The organism is Blautia difficilis (assembly GCF_014297245.1).
Taxonomy (GTDB): Bacteria; Bacillota; Clostridia; order Lachnospirales; family Lachnospiraceae; genus Blautia_A; species Blautia_A difficilis.
Window position 1 is genome coordinate 316,813 of sequence record NZ_JACOQG010000001.1, and the last position, 17,724, is coordinate 334,536.

Consider the following 17,724-nt stretch of genomic DNA (forward strand, 5'->3'; position numbering starts at 1 on the left):
ATAAAAATCTATAAGCAATGACCGTTCTGCCCACTGCGGTGGGCGGAGCGGTTTTTGAGTGTAGAAAGGAGAGATGCAGCATATGTTGACGACAATTAAACCTAAAACTAAAACTCTTATTTTATATCTGTGCCTGCCGGTTGCAATGTTTATTTTTACGGTATTTGTTCCGCTGGTAACAGCTCTTGTATATAGTTTCTTTGAGTGGAAGGGCGGCCCTGTAAAAACCTTTAACGGACTTGCAAACTATGTTCAGCTGATCCATGATTCTACTTTCTGGCAGTCTTTTGGGCATAATATTTATCTGGTAATCGCATGTATCATCGGACAGGTTGGCATTGCTTTCCTCCTGGTTCTGCTGGTTAATGCAAAAGCAACAAAATTAAAAGGTATGCACCGTACTTTCGGATTTTTCCCAAGTACGATCGCAGCTGTATGTATTGGTTTGATCTGGAACATGATCTATCATAACAAATATGGTTTGATCAACTGGTTCCTGAAAGCAATCGGACGTGCAGATTTGTGTCAGGTATGGCTGAATAATCCGAAAATCGTTATGCTTTGTGTAACAATTCCTCTGATCTGGCAGTACATAGGTTATTATATGGTAATTATTCTTTCAGCCATTGCTTCTATTGATACGGAAATTTTTGAAAGTGCTCAGATTGACGGAGCGAATGGACTTCAGACAGCATGGTATATTACCTTGCCATTGATCAAGAACACAATGCTTGTATGTATTACCCTTTGTGTAGCTGGTAATATGAAAGCTTTCGACAATATTTATGTTATGACAAAGGGTGGCCCGGGTACGGCATCCATGGTTATGGCAATGTACGGATACCAGGTTTCCTTTAATCAGAGTAACATGGGCTATGGTAGCTGTATTTCAGTAGCAATCTTTGTACTGTCGTTGTTGGTAATCGGCGGTTCTCAGGCGCTGATCAAATATCTCACCAGGGAAAAGGAGGCGTAGGTTTATGAATTCAAGTGCAAATGTACCGGCAACTCACAAAGTGAGAAAAGGAATTGCAGCTGTGATCATAAATGCGGTCCTGCTTATTTTCTCTCTTTCCTGTATTTTCCCTATTGTGTGGATGCTGTATTCCTCACTGAAGGAAAAACGAGTATTTAATGCAGATATTATGGGGCTTCCAAAGAACCCTACTTTGATTAATTATATTAAAATCCTTTCTAATAAGGATTACCATCTGGGACAGTCTATGTTAAACAGTGTGAGAACTACAGGTGTGTCTATTGTTCTTATTATTATATTCAGTTTTATTGTAGGTTATATTCTGGCACGTGTTCATTTTAAACTGAACCGTGTACTGTATATCATGTTCCTGATGGGTATGTTGATCCCCATCCATTCTCTGTTGGTTCCTATTTATGTAGTATTCCAGAAATGCGGAATCAACAACAGATGGTTCACTTTGCTTCTTCCGTATGTATCCTTTGGCCTTCCTATCGGTATTTTCCTGGTAGAGGGCTATGTGAAATCTATTCCGGTATCGCTGGAAGAGGCTGCGGCAATTGACGGAAGTAACTTTACCCATACTTTATGGACGATTATTCTTCCAATCTGCCGTCCGATTCTTACAACTATTGCAATCATTCAGGTATTCAGCTGCTGGAACGAGTTTTCTTTCGCATTGGTTCTGATCAAGGATGTTGGTCTTCAGACTGTGCCGCTTGCCCTGACACAGTTCAAGGGACAGTTTGCATCGGATTATCCGAAGCAGATGGCTGCCATGTTGATCACTATGGCGCCGGTAGTAATCCTGTATTTTGCATTTAGCAAGGAGATTATCAAAGGTATGGTATCAGGAGCTGTCAAAGGCTGATCTGCCACAGATTCTGCTATTCATAAACTAATGCCAAGAGTCCCCTGGAAGGTGTGTGTAACTCCTTTCCGGGGGATTTCTTTATTGTTTGCTCCGTTCGCGGTAACAGGATTTCTTTTGTTTCGGATTGGCACTTGATTATTTGCTTCAGATAACCTATAATTAAGTTTAAATTTCTGCAAATTACCGTATAAAAGTGTACTTTCGGAGAAAGTCAGGAAAAGGAGGATATATTATGAAATTATATGATACCGGTGTTTACCTGCTGAATGGTAAGGAGATTGTACCGGAGACTGAGGCAAAGCTGTCTGTTTTCAGAGAAAAGGCGGCAGAGAATACGATTGCTTATTCAATCCTGAAATCCCACAATATTTCCGGAAATATGGAGAAGCTTCAGATTAAATTTGATAAACTGACATCCCATGATATTACCTTTGTGGGAATTATTCAGACAGCCAGAGCATCCGGACTGGAGAAGTTTCCTGTACCCTATGTGTTGACTAACTGTCATAATTCTCTTTGTGCAGTAGGCGGGACGATCAATGAGGATGATCATATGTTTGGACTTACCTGTGCCAAGAAATATGGCGGCGTATATGTACCGCCTCATCAGGCGGTTATTCACCAGTTTGCAAGAGAGATGCTTGCAGCAGGGGGGAAAATGATCCTCGGTTCAGACAGCCATACACGCTATGGTGCTCTTGGAACTATGGCAATGGGAGAAGGCGGACCGGAGCTTGTGAAGCAGCTTCTTTCCCAGACCTATGATATTAATATGCCGGGTGTAGTTGCTATTTATCTGAAGGGAGCACCCAGACCTGGTGTGGGACCTCAGGACGTTGCTCTGGCTATTATCGGTAAGGTTTTTGCCAATGGTTATGTGAAGAATAAGGTTATGGAGTTTGTAGGACCTGGTGTGGCAAATTTAAGTGCTGATTTCCGTATTGGTGTGGATGTTATGACTACAGAGACAACCTGTCTTTCTTCTATCTGGCAGACAGATGAGAAAATTCAGGAATTCTATGAGATTCACGGCAGAAGTCAGGACTATAAAGAACTGAAACCAGGCGAAACTGCATACTATGATGGATGTGTGGAGATTGATCTGGGAGAGATCAAACCTATGATCGCAATGCCGTTCCATCCAAGTAATACCTATACCATTGACGAGTTAAAAGCCAATCTGGATGATATTCTTGCAGATGTGGAGAAAAAAGCTCAGATAAGTCTGGATGGTAAGGTACCATATACACTCAGAGACAAAGTGGTTGATGGAAAACTGTATGTAGATCAGGGAATTATTGCCGGCTGTGCAGGCGGCGGATTTGAAAATATCTGTGCTGCAGCAGATATTCTGAAGGGCAAGAGCATTGGTGCAGACGCTTTTACGTTAAGTGTTTATCCGGCAAGTACTCCAATTTATATGGAACTGGCAAAAAATGGTGTTCTGGCTAATCTGTTGGAAACAGGTGCTGTAGTTAAGACTGCTTTCTGTGGACCGTGCTTTGGGGCTGGTGACACACCTGCAAACAATGCGTTCAGCATTCGTCATACCACCAGGAATTTCCCGAACCGTGAAGGCTCTAAGATCCAGAATGGCCAGATTTCTTCTGTGGCACTTATGGATGCCCGCTCTATAGCTGCTACAGCTGCTAATAAGGGATTCCTTACTTCTGCTGAGGAATATGCCGGAGGATATACAGGTCAGAAATATTTCTTTGATAAGACTATTTATGAAAATCGTGTTTTTGACAGCAAGGGTGTAGCTGATCCGTCTGTAGAGATCCAGTTTGGTCCCAATATTAAGGACTGGCCAAAGATGTCTGCACTTCCGGAGAATCTTATTGTGAAGGTTGTTTCTGAGATCCATGATCCGGTTACTACCACAGATGAACTGATTCCTTCCGGTGAGACTTCTTCCTACCGCTCCAATCCTCTGGGACTGGCAGAATTTACCCTTTCCAGAAAGGATCCGGCTTATGTAGGCCGCGCCAAGGAAGTCCAGATTGCTCAGAAAGCAATTGAAGAGGGTAAATGTCCGGCTGAAGCACTTCCGGAGCTGAAACCGGTGATGGAAGTAATCAAGAAATCCTATCCGAAGGTCAGCAAAGAAAATCTGGGAGTTGGAAGTACCATTTTTGCTGTGAAACCTGGTGACGGCTCAGCCCGTGAACAGGCTGCCTCCTGCCAGAAAGTACTTGGAGGATGGGCAAATGTGGCAAATGAATATGCAACAAAGAGATATCGTTCGAATCTGATCAACTGGGGCATGCTTCCATTTTTGATCCAGGAAGGAAAGCTTCCGTTTGTGAATGGGGATTACCTGTTTTTCCCGGAAATCCGTCAGGCTGTGGAGAATAAGGCAGATGTGATCAAAGGATATGTAGTCGGACAGGAAGGTCTGAAAGAATTTGAGGTGACTCTGGGCGAGCTTACAGATGATGAGAGAGAGATTATCCTTAAAGGATGTCTGATCAATTATAATCGTAAATAAATAATAAAGAAATGCAGTCGTTTGGGAAGCGGCTGCATTTCTGATTTTGTCGTTATTGTTCATAGGCAATATCCCGCAAAGCGTTTTACTGAGAGCGGAATGAACGGTTATGAGCAAGTAACGAAGCAGATTGCGAATATCCGTTTGACCGGGATCAAATCTTGGAAACTTAAAAAGTCAGAAAATTATAAGATAAATATAGAAATTATGAAATTAATAAAAATAAAACAATAATAAGATAAAAAATATGAAAATAACTAGAAAAATGTGTTGACAAATACAAATTATGATGGTATTATAAGTTCATCAAAAAGAAACAGGAAACAAAATCTTAAAAAAGAAATTCATTCAATTCATAGTATAGATAAATGTTACAATGAAGAAGGATGAAATTATTTTAGAAGGGTTAGGTGATTCCGTTGGAAATGAATTTACAGACTTAATCAATATAAGAGTGGCAGATATCGCATTTCCTGCCAGAAAGACCGGATACATAAGATGATGAAACGGTTTTCCAACAAATGAAATTATTTTTCAGAATGGAATAGAATTTGTATCCAGAGTATTATAGAAGCGATAACTTATATTGAATAACTGTCACAGACCTGGTACAGAGATTTTGATAAATATGTAAAGAAATATTTATTAAAAGAGTATAACCCTTATCTCAATAGTTAGCCTGAAAGCTGAGTTTCAGGGAACAGATAGATTGAAGGTAAGAACGATACTTTGAGATGTATATCAGTAACTTTAGGATATAGATTGAAGCTTTGCATCAGAAGAATATCTTCCATATAATAATGGATTCAGATATTGAGTGTGAATTACGAAGGTACTTTTTCAAAATACTTTACATAGGATGACAGATTTCTTGAATTAAAATAGAAATATTGTATTTGAAAAACCTGGTTCGGATGAGATGATAAAGTATAAACACATAAACGGTTATGAGTTTAAGAAGTTAAATTTATAATTGCTTATATAAAAGATGAAAAAGTGTATCCAGTATTTCCAATTTTTAATTATAATCCGTGAAATTATAATTAAAATCTATATAACTTTCTAAGTAAGACCAATGATTACATATCATTTGGATTATGAGCAGGAAATCAGAGAAGAATTTTAAGATTTGAAATTTAAAAATTGAATAGCGAATCTTGTAGAACAGTCTATAAATAATATAGAAAGAATACTAAGAGGAAAATAAATTGAATAACGAAGAACATTGAGGCGGTCATCATTTTTGAAATCTGGTAGAGTAAAAAGTGATGACCGTCTTTGAGTTTGCCTGAAAAAATCACGCCTGGCGTGGTTTTTTATTTTGCATGTTTTGCGGCAGACCATCTTGGAGTGAAACTGGCGTTGCGTGAAAATGAAGATTGAGGTATAATTTTTGGGATATTTACTGCTTTTATAAAGGAGATTATATATAGATGAAAGATGTGAGAGAATGTATTTTATATGAAGATAAGGATATCCTGGTCTGCCATAAGCCGGCAGGGATTGCAGTACAGAGTGGGCGTGTGGGGAGTATGGATCTGGAAAACCTGCTAAAGAATTATATTGCGCAAAAAAAACCGGGAAAGATACCTTATCTGGCTGTGATCCATCGATTGGATCAGCCGGTGGAAGGAGTGCTCGTGTTTGCTCTGAATCCGAAAGCGGCAGCGGCTTTAAACAGACAGATGACGATGGGGGAGATTTCCAAAACTTATCTGGCGGTGACAGATGTGAAAAGGGAAAGTGTACTGCAAAAGGAAAGCACAGACACAAAGAAAGAGGAAAAAGTGCAGATGATATGCCTCACAGACTGGCTCTGCAAGGATAATAAAACGAATTCTTCTTCAGTGGTGCCTGCCGGTACAGCAGGTGGGAAGAAAGCAGTTTTATATTATAAGATTCTGGAAAGCAGGGAAGTACAGGGACAGAAACGCTGCATGGTACAGGTCCGGCTGGAAACAGGACGCCATCATCAGATCAGAGTACAGCTGTCACATGCAGGGATGCCCTTGGTGGGAGACCGTAAATATAATCCTGTGAAAAACAGCAGAGAAGCACTGGCATTATGCTCGATACAGCTGGAGTTTACACATCCGGAATCAGGGAAAAAGATGAAATTTCAGGTTGCACCCACAGGAACGGCATTTCGTGAATTCTCCGTGAAAAAAATATAAAATCTCTGGACGAAAGATTTAAAATGTGTATAATATAAGGGATATAATGTTAGCTTTATGTAAATGAACAAAGCCTGATTTTTCGGCTGTGTATAAGCAGTGAAACGGATGATTTACCCGCTCGGTTGTAGCGCGATAGAAAGAGGAGATTGATCATGAAGAAACCGATAGTAGCAGTGATCGGTATGACAGTGGCTTTGACAATGCTGTCAGGTTGCAGTAAGGATGAGGTTGAGGAGACTATCCAGCCATTGGTAGCAGATGCTATTGAGGAAGAGGATTCTGAGGCAGAGGCAGTGGAGGATGGAGATGAGAGTCCTCTGATTCCTGAAATTGACACCAGTGTGAAGATTCAGGCAGGTTCCAGAATTGCTGTTGTGAGCAAGTCCACAAAGGGAGAGTACTGGAAAATGGTAAAGAAAGGCATGGAGGACGCTGTGGCGGCCATAAATGATGCCTATGGTTATAAGAAGGATGATGCTATTACCATGACCTTTGAGGGACCGGAAGATGAAGAGGATGTGGAAAGCGAAATCAACATTATTGACGCGGTAATTGCAGAGAATCCTGAAGTATTGTGCATTTCAGCAGGAGATATGGATTCCTGTCAGGCACAGCTTGAAGCAGCTCATGAGAATGGGATTCCGGTTATTGTTTTTGACTCTAATGTTTCTGAGAAGAAGCTGGTGCGGGCATATCGTGGTACAGATAATGCACAGGTAGGTAAGATGGCTGCATACAGGCTGGGAAGTGCGATTGGAAAGATGGGAAAGATAGCAATATTTTCTGCTCAGGAGAAAACAAAGAGTGTACAGGACAGAGTCCAGGGCTTCATGGATAATATCCAGAAATATGGAGATATTGAGGTAGTGGAGACCATTTATTCCGATCAGGTTGATGATATGGAAGCTGCAATGCAGGAGGTTCTGGAGAAATATCCAACACTGGATGGAGTGTTCTGTACCAATGCGGATGTTACAGAACTATATCTGGAAATGGATAAAAGTACAGAAAGTGACAGTATTGCCCTGGTTGGTGTAGATGCTACTTCCAAACAACAGGAGGCGATCAGAAAGGGAACAGAGATTGGCTGTGTTTCCCAGCAGCCTTATGCTATGGGATATCAGACAATCTGGGCGGCAGCAGAGACCACAGCACCCAGAAAGTCGGTGAAAATAGAGAAAAACGTGCTGATCAATCCGGCATGGATCGATGCATCCACTCTTGATGATCCGGAGAGCAGTGCATATCTTTATACAGATTAGAACTGGCAGTTTCCGGAGAGATTATGAATAAAAAATGATTATTGAGAATATCGGGTATTTACGGTAAGAGAAAAATACAAAAGAGAAAGCATGAGAACAGAAGTGTACTGTTCTTGTGCTTTTTTTGCTTTTATTTGGTCACAAAAAATAAATATTATATGTTGAAATAATCACGTGCATGATATAAATATAACAAAAAAATAGTAAAATTATAATTAAATTTTGATAAAATTATACAGCTTTCTTGTAATTTTACATGCGATATGATAAAATTATGAACATAATCAGTGATCAGAGGAAAACAGGATTATATAAGTTTATAACTGAAAGGATATGGATGATTTGTAGTCATAAATAGGAGGAAAATTGGATAAAAAAGAGAATGGCATGAAGCAATGGTCAGAGATTATTAAAAATGTTACTATGTTGTCTCAGTTTAGCTTGTCTCTTATCACACCGCTTTTGCTGTGTCTGGCGTTCTGCTGGTTTCTTATTTCCCATACAGGCGTTGGTGGATGGATTTTTATTCCTGGCTTCTTTTTTGGCCTGGGAGGTTCAGGGACAGTAGCATATAAATTTTATCTTTCTATTAACAGACAGCAGAGAAAAGAGAGCAGAAAGAAGAGAAATAAAGTATCGTTCAACAGACATTTATAGTGGATGGAAGGGAGATTTGTATGAGTATTATGAATGATGTTCAGCCAGTCGTAAAGAAAGAAACCGGAAGGGTGTCTGCCATTACCGGAATCGGACTGGTGATTATGTGGATCGTATTTGGAGTGCTGCATGTTTTTATGCCGCAGAAGGTACCGCTTGATTATACGGTATTTCTTGGAGGTGCGGCTGGAGGATGTGTGGCAGTCCTTAATTTCTTTTTTATGGGACTTGCAGTGCAGAAAGCAGCTGCAGCAACAGATGAGGATACAGCAAGAATGAGGATCAAAGCCAGTTATTCCCAGAGAATGCTGATCCAGATGCTGTGGGTGATCATAGCTATCGTGGCTCCGTGCTTTCATTTTGTGGCAGGAATCGTTCCTCTTTTATTTCCCGGAACAGGAATTAAAATTGCAGGAATTTTTCATACTAACAAGTAGGTATTTCTATATCAAACCGGAACAGTACCGGGAGAGACGGGAGGTGAATAAAGAGTATGGAATTGGATATCAGCGGGGCAAGGATATTCTTTACATTACCCATTGATGTGCCTGTTCTCGGACAATTAAGGATCAGTGAGACAATGGTGGTAAGCTGGATTGTTATGATACTCATAACAGGTTTGTGTATCTGGCTGACACATGATCTGAAAGAAGAGAACATTTCCAAACGTCAGGCTGTGGCAGAACTCATTGTAGAGAAGGCCAACAGCTTTGTAATCGGAAATATGGGTGAGAGATTCAGATACCTGATACCATTTGTTGCAGCACTTTTTGCAACCAGCGTGGTTTCCAACCTGATCAGTCTGATCGGACTTAGAAGCCCTACAGCAGACCTTTCTACTGAGGCTGCCTGGGCAGTTGTGGTTTTCATTATGATCACAGCACAGAAGATAAAGACCAGCGGATTTGGCGGTTATCTAAAAGGATTTACAACCCCGATCGCAGTTATGACACCGTTTAATATTCTTTCCGAGCTAGCTACACCTGTCAGTATGGCGTGTCGTCATTTCGGAAATATCCTTTCCGGTGTGGTAATCAATGGCCTGATCTATGGGGCACTGGCAGTCGCAAGTTCCGCACTTCTGGGGCTGATCCCGGGTGCACTGGGAAATGTACTGTCAAAGATACCGATTCTTGATGTCGGTGTACCTGCGATAACGTCGGTCTATTTTGACTGGTTCTCGGGAGTTATGCAGGCGTTTATTTTCTGTATGCTGACTGTGATGTATATTGCAAATGCAGCAGAAGAGTAGCAGAAACATGATTTGCCGGAGCAAAACGGCAACGGTGGTAACCGAAAAAAAGCTGGAATACAGCAGAAAAAATTAATACCGCAGCAAAGGGGAAAAAGCTACAGATTATTATTTAACAGGAGGGTTTTAATATGGATTTTCAGTTATTGGCAAAAGGTATCGCATTAGCAGGATGTGCAATTGGAGCAGGATGTGCGCTGATCGCAGGTATCGGACCTGGTATTGGTGAAGGTAACGCAGTAGCAAAGGCACTGGAAGCAATCGGACGTCAGCCTGAGTGCAAGGGTGATGTTACTTCTACCATGCTTCTTGGATGTGCCATTGCAGAGACAACAGGTATCTACGGTTTCGTAACCGGTCTGTTACTTATCTTCGTTGCACCTGGTATGTTCATGAACTTCCTGAGCTGATAAAAACAGCTGAGATGCCGGATATTACAGATTAAGCGGCATCTGATATGGAACCTGTGGATAATTCCGGCAACAGCCGGAGAATGATCCGCATAAGTATAGACAGGAGGTTACAAACATGCAGGTACAGGAATTAGTTGGAATTGTGCCGTGGAATTTTATAGCGACGATTTGCAACCTTTTTATTCAGGTATATCTGATCAAACGTTTCCTCTTCAAGCCCATCAATGAGATGTTGGAAAAGCGCAAAGCGAAAGCTGATGCCCAGATCCAGGATGCAGTGAAGGCAAAGGAAGAAGCCCAGGCAATGAAAGCAGAATATGAAAAGAATATGCAGGAAGCCAAAAATAAGGCAAATGACATTGTGATGACAGCTCAGAAAACAGCTGCTATCCAGAGTGAAGAGATGCTTAAAGAGGCTTCCAGTCAGGTAACTGCCATGAAAGAGAAGGCAGAGAAAGATATTGCCCAGGAGAAACGTAAGGCAGTCAACGAGATCAAGGGAGAAATCGGCGGTATGGCTGTTGAGATTGCCGGAAAAGTGATCGAGCGCGAAATTAGTGAAGAAGATCATGCAAAACTGATTGATGAGTTTATTGAGAATGTAGGTGAGGCATCATGACAAAAACTGCCAGAGTTTACGGCGGAAGTCTGTATGACCTTGCCGCTGAAGAAAAGCTCGATGGACAGATCATGGAGCAGATGATCGCAGTCAGACAGATTTTCAGGGAGAATCCGGGATATCTGAAATTGCTGGGAGAACCGGCAATTCCTGAAGACGAGAGACTTAAGATGATTGAAGAGGCTTTCGGAGGGCAGGCAGAGAGGTATCTGGTGAATTTCCTGAAATTATTGTGTGAACGCAAGATTCTGAGAGAATTTGCCGGATGCTGCGAAGAGTTCATCAGACGCTATAACAGTGCACATGGAATTGCTGAAGCAGTAGTAACAAGTGCAGTGAAGCTCAATGAAACTCAGATGGAGGCTCTGAAAGCGAAGCTTGAGAAAATAAGCGGAAAGCAGGTGTATCTGGTACAGAAGACCGATACATCCGTAATCGCCGGACTTCGTGTGGAACTGGAAGGCGTGCAGCTTGACGGTACAGTGCAGAGTCGTATTTCCGGCATTTCAAAGAAACTGAATGAAATGGTAATGTGAGAAGATATCAGGATTACAGATTAAGGAGTCATTTCGTGCGGACACGAATGATTTTAGTATGCTGGTCCTGGAATCGAAAATAAAAGAATATAAAAGGATGGAATGGAAACATGCAATTAAAACCTGAGGAAATCTCCAAGGTCATCCGAAGCCAGATAAAATATTACGAAAATGCCATTCAACAGAACGAGACAGGTACGATCCTTATGGTTGGTGACGGTATTGCCAGAGCTAGCGGACTGGTAAACTGTATGTCAGGAGAGCTTCTGGAATTTGAGGACGGAAGCTTCGGTATGGCACAGAACCTGGAGGAGAACAGTGTCTCCATCGTAATCTTTGGTTCAGATGAGAACATTGGTGAGGGTCAGACCGTAAAGCGTACAGGCAAGGTCGTGTCTGTACCGGTAGGCGACGCCATGGTTGGACGTGTTGTAAATGCACTGGGACAGCCAATTGACGGAGCAGGCCCGATTGATACAAAAGAATTCCGGCCGATTGAGAGTAAGGCACCGGGAATCTGTGAGAGAAGATCTGTATATCAGCCTCTCCAGACCGGTATCAAAGCCATCGACTCCATGATCCCTATCGGACGTGGTCAGCGAGAACTGATCATTGGTGACCGTCAGACCGGTAAAACAACGATTGCTACAGATACCATCATTAACCAGAAGGGAAAAGATGTGATCTGTATCTATGTAGCCATCGGACAGAAGCGTTCCACAGTAGCTACATTAGTAGAGAACCTGACAAGAAATGGCGCGATGGATTACACCATCGTCGTAGCTGCTACAGCATCTGAGTCAAGCCCGCTGCAGTATATCGCACCGTATTCCGGCTGTGCAATGGGCGAGTACTTTATGAATAAGGGAAAAGACGTGCTGATCATTTATGATGATCTGAGTAAGCATGCGGTTGCATACCGTGCACTTTCCCTGCTGATCCGTCGTCCACCTGGACGTGAGGCATATCCGGGTGATGTTTTCTATCTGCATTCCAGACTTCTGGAACGTGCAGCGAAGCTGGATGATGAACATGGCGGTGGCTCTATGACAGCACTGCCGATCATCGAGACACAGGCAGGTGACGTATCTGCCTATATTCCTACTAACGTTATTTCTATTACAGACGGACAGATCTTCCTGGAGACAGAGTTATTCCATTCAGGAATCATGCCTGCTGTAAACCCGGGTATCTCTGTATCACGAGTTGGTGGTGATGCGCAGATTAAGGCAATGAAGAAGGTAGCAGGAACACTGAAACTGATTTATTCCCAGTACCGTGAGCTGCAGAGCTTCGCACAGTTTGGTTCTGATCTGGATGCTGATACAAAGGCACGTCTGGAACAGGGAGCACGTATTGTGGAAGTTCTGAAACAGAACCAGAATGCACCGGTTCCTGTAGAGAAGCAGGTTGCGATCCTTTATGCGGTTACAAAGGGTGTTCTTGAATCAGTAAAAGTTGAAGACGTAAATGTATATGAATCAGGATTATATACCTATCTGGATACAGATGCAGCAGGCGTAGAGGTTATGCAGGAGATCCGCTCAACAGGTAAGCTGGAGCAGGAAACAGAGCAGAAGCTTCGCAGCGTACTGGATGCGTATACAGAGAACTTCCTGAATACAAGACCTGAGAAATAAAGTGATTAGGAGGGTATCGTATGGCTTCGAATATGAAAGCGGTAAAGCTGCGTATCAAGAGTGTACAGAGTACCATGCAGATTACCAAGGCCATGGAGCTTGTAGCATCCTCCAAACTGCGTAAGGCAAAGGAACGTGCAGAGGTATGCCGTCCGTACTTTACAGAACTTCATGAGACATTGAAAGAGATTGCAAGGGAGAATACAGATTTCTCATCCATTTATGCGAAAGAGTCTTCCAACAATAAAACCTGCTATGTAGTGATTGCAGGTGACAGAGGACTTGCAGGTGGTTATAACACCAATCTTTTCAAATGTCTGGAGGCTTCGGCAGAGGGTAAGGACTACATGGTTCTGCCGGTTGGAAAGAAAGCAGTAGAATATTTCCGACAGAGAGGGATTGAAGCCCTGACAGAACAGTTTGCAGAAGTGGGAAGTATTTCTGTGGCGGACTGTTTTGAGATGGCAAATATGCTCTGCACGGAATTTCGAAAAGGAACCTTTGGCCATATTGAATTATGCTATACTGTTTTTAATTCCATGCTTTCTCAGCAGCCGGAGGTATTTTCCATGCTTCCTATGACTGATATCAGAGAGGAAAGCGGCGGTAAGATTGAGACGAAGAATCTGATCCTCTATGAACCGGACGGAGAGACAGTATTTGATGCCATTGTTCCGGAATATCTGGCAGGCCTGGTTTATGGTGGTATCTGCGAAAGTATTGCAAGTGAACTGGCAGCCAGACGTATGGCTATGGACGCAGCTACAAGTAATGCGGAAGAGATGATCGACCAGCTCAACCTGTATTATAACAGAGCGCGTCAGGCCAGCATCACGCAGGAGATCACGGAGATTGTTGCAGGTGCGGAAGGTCTTTAGAAATAGGAGATTATAAACATGAGTGAAAAACACATTGGCGAGGTAGTGCAGGTTATTGGTCCGGTTCTGGACATCCGCTTTGCGCACGATGAGCTGCCACCTCTTCTCAATGCCATAGAGATTGATAATGATGGCGCAAAGCTGGTTGCCGAGGTTGCACAGCAGGTTGGTGATGATGTGGTAAGATGTATTGCCATGAATTCTACTGACGGTCTGGTGCGCGGTGCCAAAGCTCTGGATACAGGCGGTCCAATTTCCGTTCCTGTAGGTGAGGAATGCCTGGGACGAGTATTTAACCTTCTGGGTGACCCGGTAGATAATCTTCCGGCACCAGAGGCAAAGGAACGCTGGTCTATCCATCGTCAGGCTCCTTCTTATGAAGAACAGATGCCTGCAACAGAGATCCTGGAGACAGGAATTAAGGTCGTTGACCTGATCTGCCCTTATGCAAAGGGTGGTAAGATTGGTCTTTTCGGTGGTGCTGGTGTAGGAAAAACAGTTCTGATTATGGAGCTGATCCACAACGTAGCAACTGCTCACGGCGGACTTTCCGTATTTACAGGTGTAGGAGAGCGTACGCGTGAAGGAAATGACCTTTATAATGAAATGAAAGAAAGTGGAGTTATTGATAAAACTGCTCTGGTTTACGGTCAGATGAATGAGCCGCCCGGAGCACGTATGAGAGTTGGCCTTTCCGGACTTACCATGGCGGAATACTTCCGTGATGAGAAGAACCAGGATGTGCTCCTCTTTATTGACAATATTTTCCGTTTTACACAGGCAGGTTCCGAGGTGTCTGCGCTTCTGGGACGTATGCCTTCAGCTGTAGGTTATCAGCCTACACTGGCAACTGAAATGGGTAACCTGCAGGAACGAATTACTTCTACAAGAAAGGGTTCCATCACATCTGTACAGGCTGTATATGTGCCTGCCGATGACCTGACTGACCCGGCTCCTGCAACTACATTCTCACATCTGGATGCAACAACTGTACTTTCCCGTGAGATCTCCAGCCAGGGTATTTATCCGGCCGTTGATCCTCTGGATTCCACAAGTCGTATCCTTTCTCCTGAAATCGTAGGAACAGAGCATTATGAGATTGCCAGATCAGTACAGAGAGTTCTTCAGCGTTACAAAGAGCTTCAGGACATTATTGCCATCATGGGTATGGATGAGTTGTCAGAGGAAGACAAACGTACTGTAAGCCGTGCCCGTAAGGTTCAGAGATTCCTGTCACAGAGTTTCTCTGTAGCAGAACAGTTTACAGGTATGCCTGGCAAATATGTTCCGCTGAAGGAGACACTGAGAGGATTCAGGATGATCCTGAACGGTGAGTGTGATGACATTCCTGAGAGTTATTTCCTGTTTGTGGGAACCATCGATGAAGTGTTTGAAAAAGCCAAGAATCAGTAAAGGGGGAAATGTCCTATGAGTACTTTCCCGTTGAGAATCGGAACACCGGACGGACTGCTCTTTGAAGGCAATGTGGAGCGTGTGGTCTGCAGAACTGTCAGTGGTGATCTGGCTATTCTTGCCAGACACTGTAATTACTGTACTGCCCTGGGAATGGGCGAAGCAAGTGTGGTAATGGAAGATGGCAGCAGGCGGACCGCAGCTTGTATTGGCGGAATGCTTTCTGTTATGAATGGAAAGTGCCGTGTCCTTGCAACTACCTGGGAGTGGAAAGAGGATATTGATGAGCAGCGCGCACAGGAAGCTAAGAAAAGAGCTGAGGAGATGATCGCCAAAGGTGGTTTGACTGATCATGATTATAAGGTTGCGGAGGCTAAGCTGCAGAGGGCGTTGGTGCGTTTGAGTGTGAAGAACTGAGAAAATAAGAGTTATTAAAAGACTGACAGGGAATCCGGGAAGGGTGAGACTGTCGGTCTTTTTGGTTGTTGTATATATGATTTTGGGGGATATAGTAGGAAAAATTTGAAGGAGGGACGCATAGAAAAATAATTTATTTCATGTGCGGTTTCGGACATTAAGATATTCTGCAAATGCACATGAAATAAATTATTTTTCTATGCTGGTGGTTGGCTCTTTTAAATACACTTTAAGCGAATCAGGTAAGTCCCCTGCGGGGAAACCAAAAGGAAAAAATGATGAATAAAGCCGAATGGCAGTGTATTAAAATTAGGTGGATGTAATTGAAGAAAAAATATGATATCATGTGAGTAACAAATCGTTAAGGAAAGAATCGAAGGTGGTGCAAACGAAAAAGCAGTATTGAGACTTTTCATTAACTGCCCTTTCGTTTGCATCAATTTCGATTTTTTCTGGTTGAACAAAGCGCGTCAACTCTATATGGACTTTTAATTCTGACACTCTATTTATAATAGGATAGCGTGTACACATAGAAACACATAGAATTTATAATTCAGTCCTGTATTATGACACCAGAAATAAGCCTCCCTAAGGAAGCTAAAAAAATATACAGTTATAATACGTTAACAGAGCATATGTGGTTTTGGTTTTATAAAATGTTGTTCTGTAGGCAGAGGAATAATCTTACCACCACAGGAAGAGCACTTGCATATATCTTTATTATAAAGAAGACGGATAATGGCAGGTGCATCCATATCTTTCAGCTTGGAAATATATTTTTTGCAACCAAGGATGTTTCTGCATAGGGTAATCTTTTTCTTCTTATTTCTGGATGAAAGAAGACCATAGTGCCTGATACGTACAAAACGTTTTGGAGGAACATGCATTAAAAATCGACGGATAAATTCCTCGCCGGATATGCTGATCTCTTTCCAATGCCCTTGATTTTTGTAATCTTTAGCAGAAAAGGTAACTGTAGATTCTGTCATGCCTTTGATACGGTAGTTGCTGATAGCAATCCGGTGGGTGTATTTTCCAAGATATCTGATAACAGATTCGGCACCATCAAATGGTTTCTTACAATAAGGAATCCATTCCTTTGTATAGCAGGTATTTAACAATTCTTTGAAAGTATAGTAGTTTTTGTAAGGAGCAGCTGATCCATGAAATTCAAGTCTGTCATTTTCCCAGAGCTGCTTAAGTTCAGCCATATATTTTCCACGAAACGTTTTGGAGATCGCCTTAATCGGAAGGAAAAAATCTTTCCCATTGTCTTTCCAATGATTTTTCACATCCAGCCCTCCCCCAAGAACAATCGCATGGATATGAGGATGAAAATTCATGGTGCTTCCCCATGTATGGAGGATACAAATATAGCCGATATCAGTCCCAAGATACTTACTATCAGCAGCAAGTTCACTGAGAGTATCTGAAGCCGCATGATAAAGAGCAGTGTATAAGAATTTCTGGTTGCTGTAGATAATGGGATTAAGTTCTTCCGGAACTGTAAAAACCACATGGAAATAAGGAGCATCTAAGATATCCTCACGCCGTGCATCCACCCATTTTTCTTTTGGAAACTCCTGACACATAGGACCGCATCTGTCACGGCAGGAGTTATAGTGGACTGATATGCAACCGCAGTCCTCGCATACGCTTACATTCACACCAAAGGCACCGGTTTTGCAATTCATGATGTGGTAAGCGGCTTTTCTCTGAGTGGGAGAAATATCATGTGTGGATTCAAATGATGAATAAAAACGATGAAAAACATCCTGAATCGTACAATCCTTACTCATGATTCACCACCTTCCGGGTTGTCGAACGGGCTGCGTATTCCAAGAAGTGTCTTGTTGCTCACATGAAGGTAAACATCTGTAGAGCGAGGATCGACATGTCCCAGAAGTGACTGGATATATTTTATATCCGTGCCACTTTCGAATAAGTGGCTGGCAAAACTGTGACGGCACGCATGAGAGGAAACATGACGGTTAATGCCGGCGAGTTTAGCACTTTTCTTAAAGAACTGGTTAACACTGGCTATATCAAGATATCCACCGGACCAGGAACTTGGGAAAAGGATATCTTTAGGGCGACCACATTTGTACCAATACTCTGT

At 42.5% G+C, this 17,724-nt stretch carries 18 protein-coding genes; 16 read left to right on the forward strand and 2 right to left on the reverse strand.

Annotation, left to right across the window (positions count from 1 at the left end; translation table 11 throughout):
- Nucleotides 1-82: 82 nt before the first annotated feature.
- From H8Z82_RS01395 to atpC, 16 genes are all read left to right on the forward strand, one after another.
- On the forward strand, nucleotides 83-976 hold the full coding sequence (locus H8Z82_RS01395) for a carbohydrate ABC transporter permease (protein WP_019162989.1): 894 nt from the start codon (nucleotides 83-85) through the stop codon (nucleotides 974-976).
- A gap of 4 nt (nucleotides 977-980) precedes the next feature.
- Complete coding sequence (locus tag H8Z82_RS01400; protein WP_019162988.1) at nucleotides 981-1,847, forward strand: carbohydrate ABC transporter permease; 867 nt, start codon at nucleotides 981-983, stop codon at nucleotides 1,845-1,847.
- A gap of 235 nt (nucleotides 1,848-2,082) precedes the next feature.
- A complete protein-coding gene (locus H8Z82_RS01405) occupies nucleotides 2,083-4,341 on the forward strand; it encodes a hydratase (RefSeq protein ID WP_186994025.1) in 2,259 nt (752 codons plus the stop codon).
- A gap of 376 nt (nucleotides 4,342-4,717) precedes the next feature.
- Entirely contained in the window at nucleotides 4,718-4,843 is a 126-nt protein-coding gene (locus H8Z82_RS17535; protein WP_019162986.1) for a hypothetical protein, read from the forward strand.
- A gap of 931 nt (nucleotides 4,844-5,774) precedes the next feature.
- A complete protein-coding gene (locus H8Z82_RS01410) occupies nucleotides 5,775-6,515 on the forward strand; it encodes an RluA family pseudouridine synthase (protein WP_186994026.1) in 741 nt (246 codons plus the stop codon).
- A gap of 155 nt (nucleotides 6,516-6,670) precedes the next feature.
- A complete protein-coding gene (locus H8Z82_RS01415; protein ID WP_186994027.1) occupies nucleotides 6,671-7,780 on the forward strand; it encodes a substrate-binding domain-containing protein in 1,110 nt (369 codons plus the stop codon).
- A 366-nt stretch (nucleotides 7,781-8,146) separates the two neighbouring features.
- Complete coding sequence (locus H8Z82_RS01420) at nucleotides 8,147-8,437, forward strand: AtpZ/AtpI family protein (RefSeq protein WP_019162983.1); 291 nt, start codon at nucleotides 8,147-8,149, stop codon at nucleotides 8,435-8,437.
- Nucleotides 8,438-8,457: 20 nt separating this feature from the next.
- A complete protein-coding gene (locus H8Z82_RS01425; protein WP_019162982.1) occupies nucleotides 8,458-8,874 on the forward strand; it encodes a hypothetical protein in 417 nt (138 codons plus the stop codon).
- 56 nt (nucleotides 8,875-8,930) lie between these two features.
- A complete protein-coding gene (locus H8Z82_RS01430; protein WP_019162981.1) occupies nucleotides 8,931-9,689 on the forward strand; it encodes a F0F1 ATP synthase subunit A in 759 nt (252 codons plus the stop codon).
- Between the two features lie 131 nt (nucleotides 9,690-9,820).
- Nucleotides 9,821-10,099, forward strand: coding sequence for an ATP synthase F0 subunit C (gene atpE, locus H8Z82_RS01435; RefSeq protein ID WP_008704968.1), 279 nt, complete (start codon nucleotides 9,821-9,823; stop codon nucleotides 10,097-10,099).
- A 118-nt stretch (nucleotides 10,100-10,217) separates the two neighbouring features.
- Nucleotides 10,218-10,721, forward strand: coding sequence for a F0F1 ATP synthase subunit B (gene atpF / locus H8Z82_RS01440; protein ID WP_019162980.1), 504 nt, complete (start codon nucleotides 10,218-10,220; stop codon nucleotides 10,719-10,721).
- The gene (atpH, locus tag H8Z82_RS01445; protein ID WP_019162979.1) at nucleotides 10,718-11,257 is read left to right on the forward strand and encodes an ATP synthase F1 subunit delta; all 540 of its coding nucleotides are present in this window, start codon (nucleotides 10,718-10,720) and stop codon (nucleotides 11,255-11,257) included. Before atpF ends, atpH begins: the two co-directional genes overlap by 4 nt.
- Nucleotides 11,258-11,367: 110 nt before the next feature.
- Entirely contained in the window at nucleotides 11,368-12,897 is a 1,530-nt protein-coding gene (gene atpA, locus H8Z82_RS01450) for a F0F1 ATP synthase subunit alpha (RefSeq protein ID WP_008704965.1), read from the forward strand.
- A gap of 20 nt (nucleotides 12,898-12,917) precedes the next feature.
- Entirely contained in the window at nucleotides 12,918-13,775 is an 858-nt protein-coding gene (atpG, locus tag H8Z82_RS01455; RefSeq protein WP_186994028.1) for an ATP synthase F1 subunit gamma, read from the forward strand.
- Between the two features lie 18 nt (nucleotides 13,776-13,793).
- Nucleotides 13,794-15,188, forward strand: a complete 1,395-nt coding sequence (gene atpD / locus H8Z82_RS01460; protein ID WP_008704959.1) for a F0F1 ATP synthase subunit beta — start codon at nucleotides 13,794-13,796, stop codon at nucleotides 15,186-15,188.
- 15 nt (nucleotides 15,189-15,203) lie between these two features.
- On the forward strand, nucleotides 15,204-15,605 hold the full coding sequence (gene atpC / locus H8Z82_RS01465) for an ATP synthase F1 subunit epsilon (protein WP_186994029.1): 402 nt from the start codon (nucleotides 15,204-15,206) through the stop codon (nucleotides 15,603-15,605).
- A 623-nt stretch (nucleotides 15,606-16,228) separates the two neighbouring features.
- Here atpC and H8Z82_RS01470 read toward each other — a convergent pair.
- Together H8Z82_RS01470 and H8Z82_RS01475 are read right to left on the reverse strand one after the other, a co-directional pair.
- Nucleotides 16,229-17,404, reverse strand: coding sequence for an IS91 family transposase (locus H8Z82_RS01470; RefSeq protein WP_186994030.1), 1,176 nt, complete (start codon nucleotides 17,402-17,404; stop codon nucleotides 16,229-16,231).
- Nucleotides 17,401-17,724 (reverse strand): tyrosine-type recombinase/integrase (locus H8Z82_RS01475; RefSeq protein ID WP_186994031.1); only part of this gene is annotated, 324 nt, incomplete at its 5' end. The genes H8Z82_RS01470 and H8Z82_RS01475, both read right to left, overlap by 4 nt.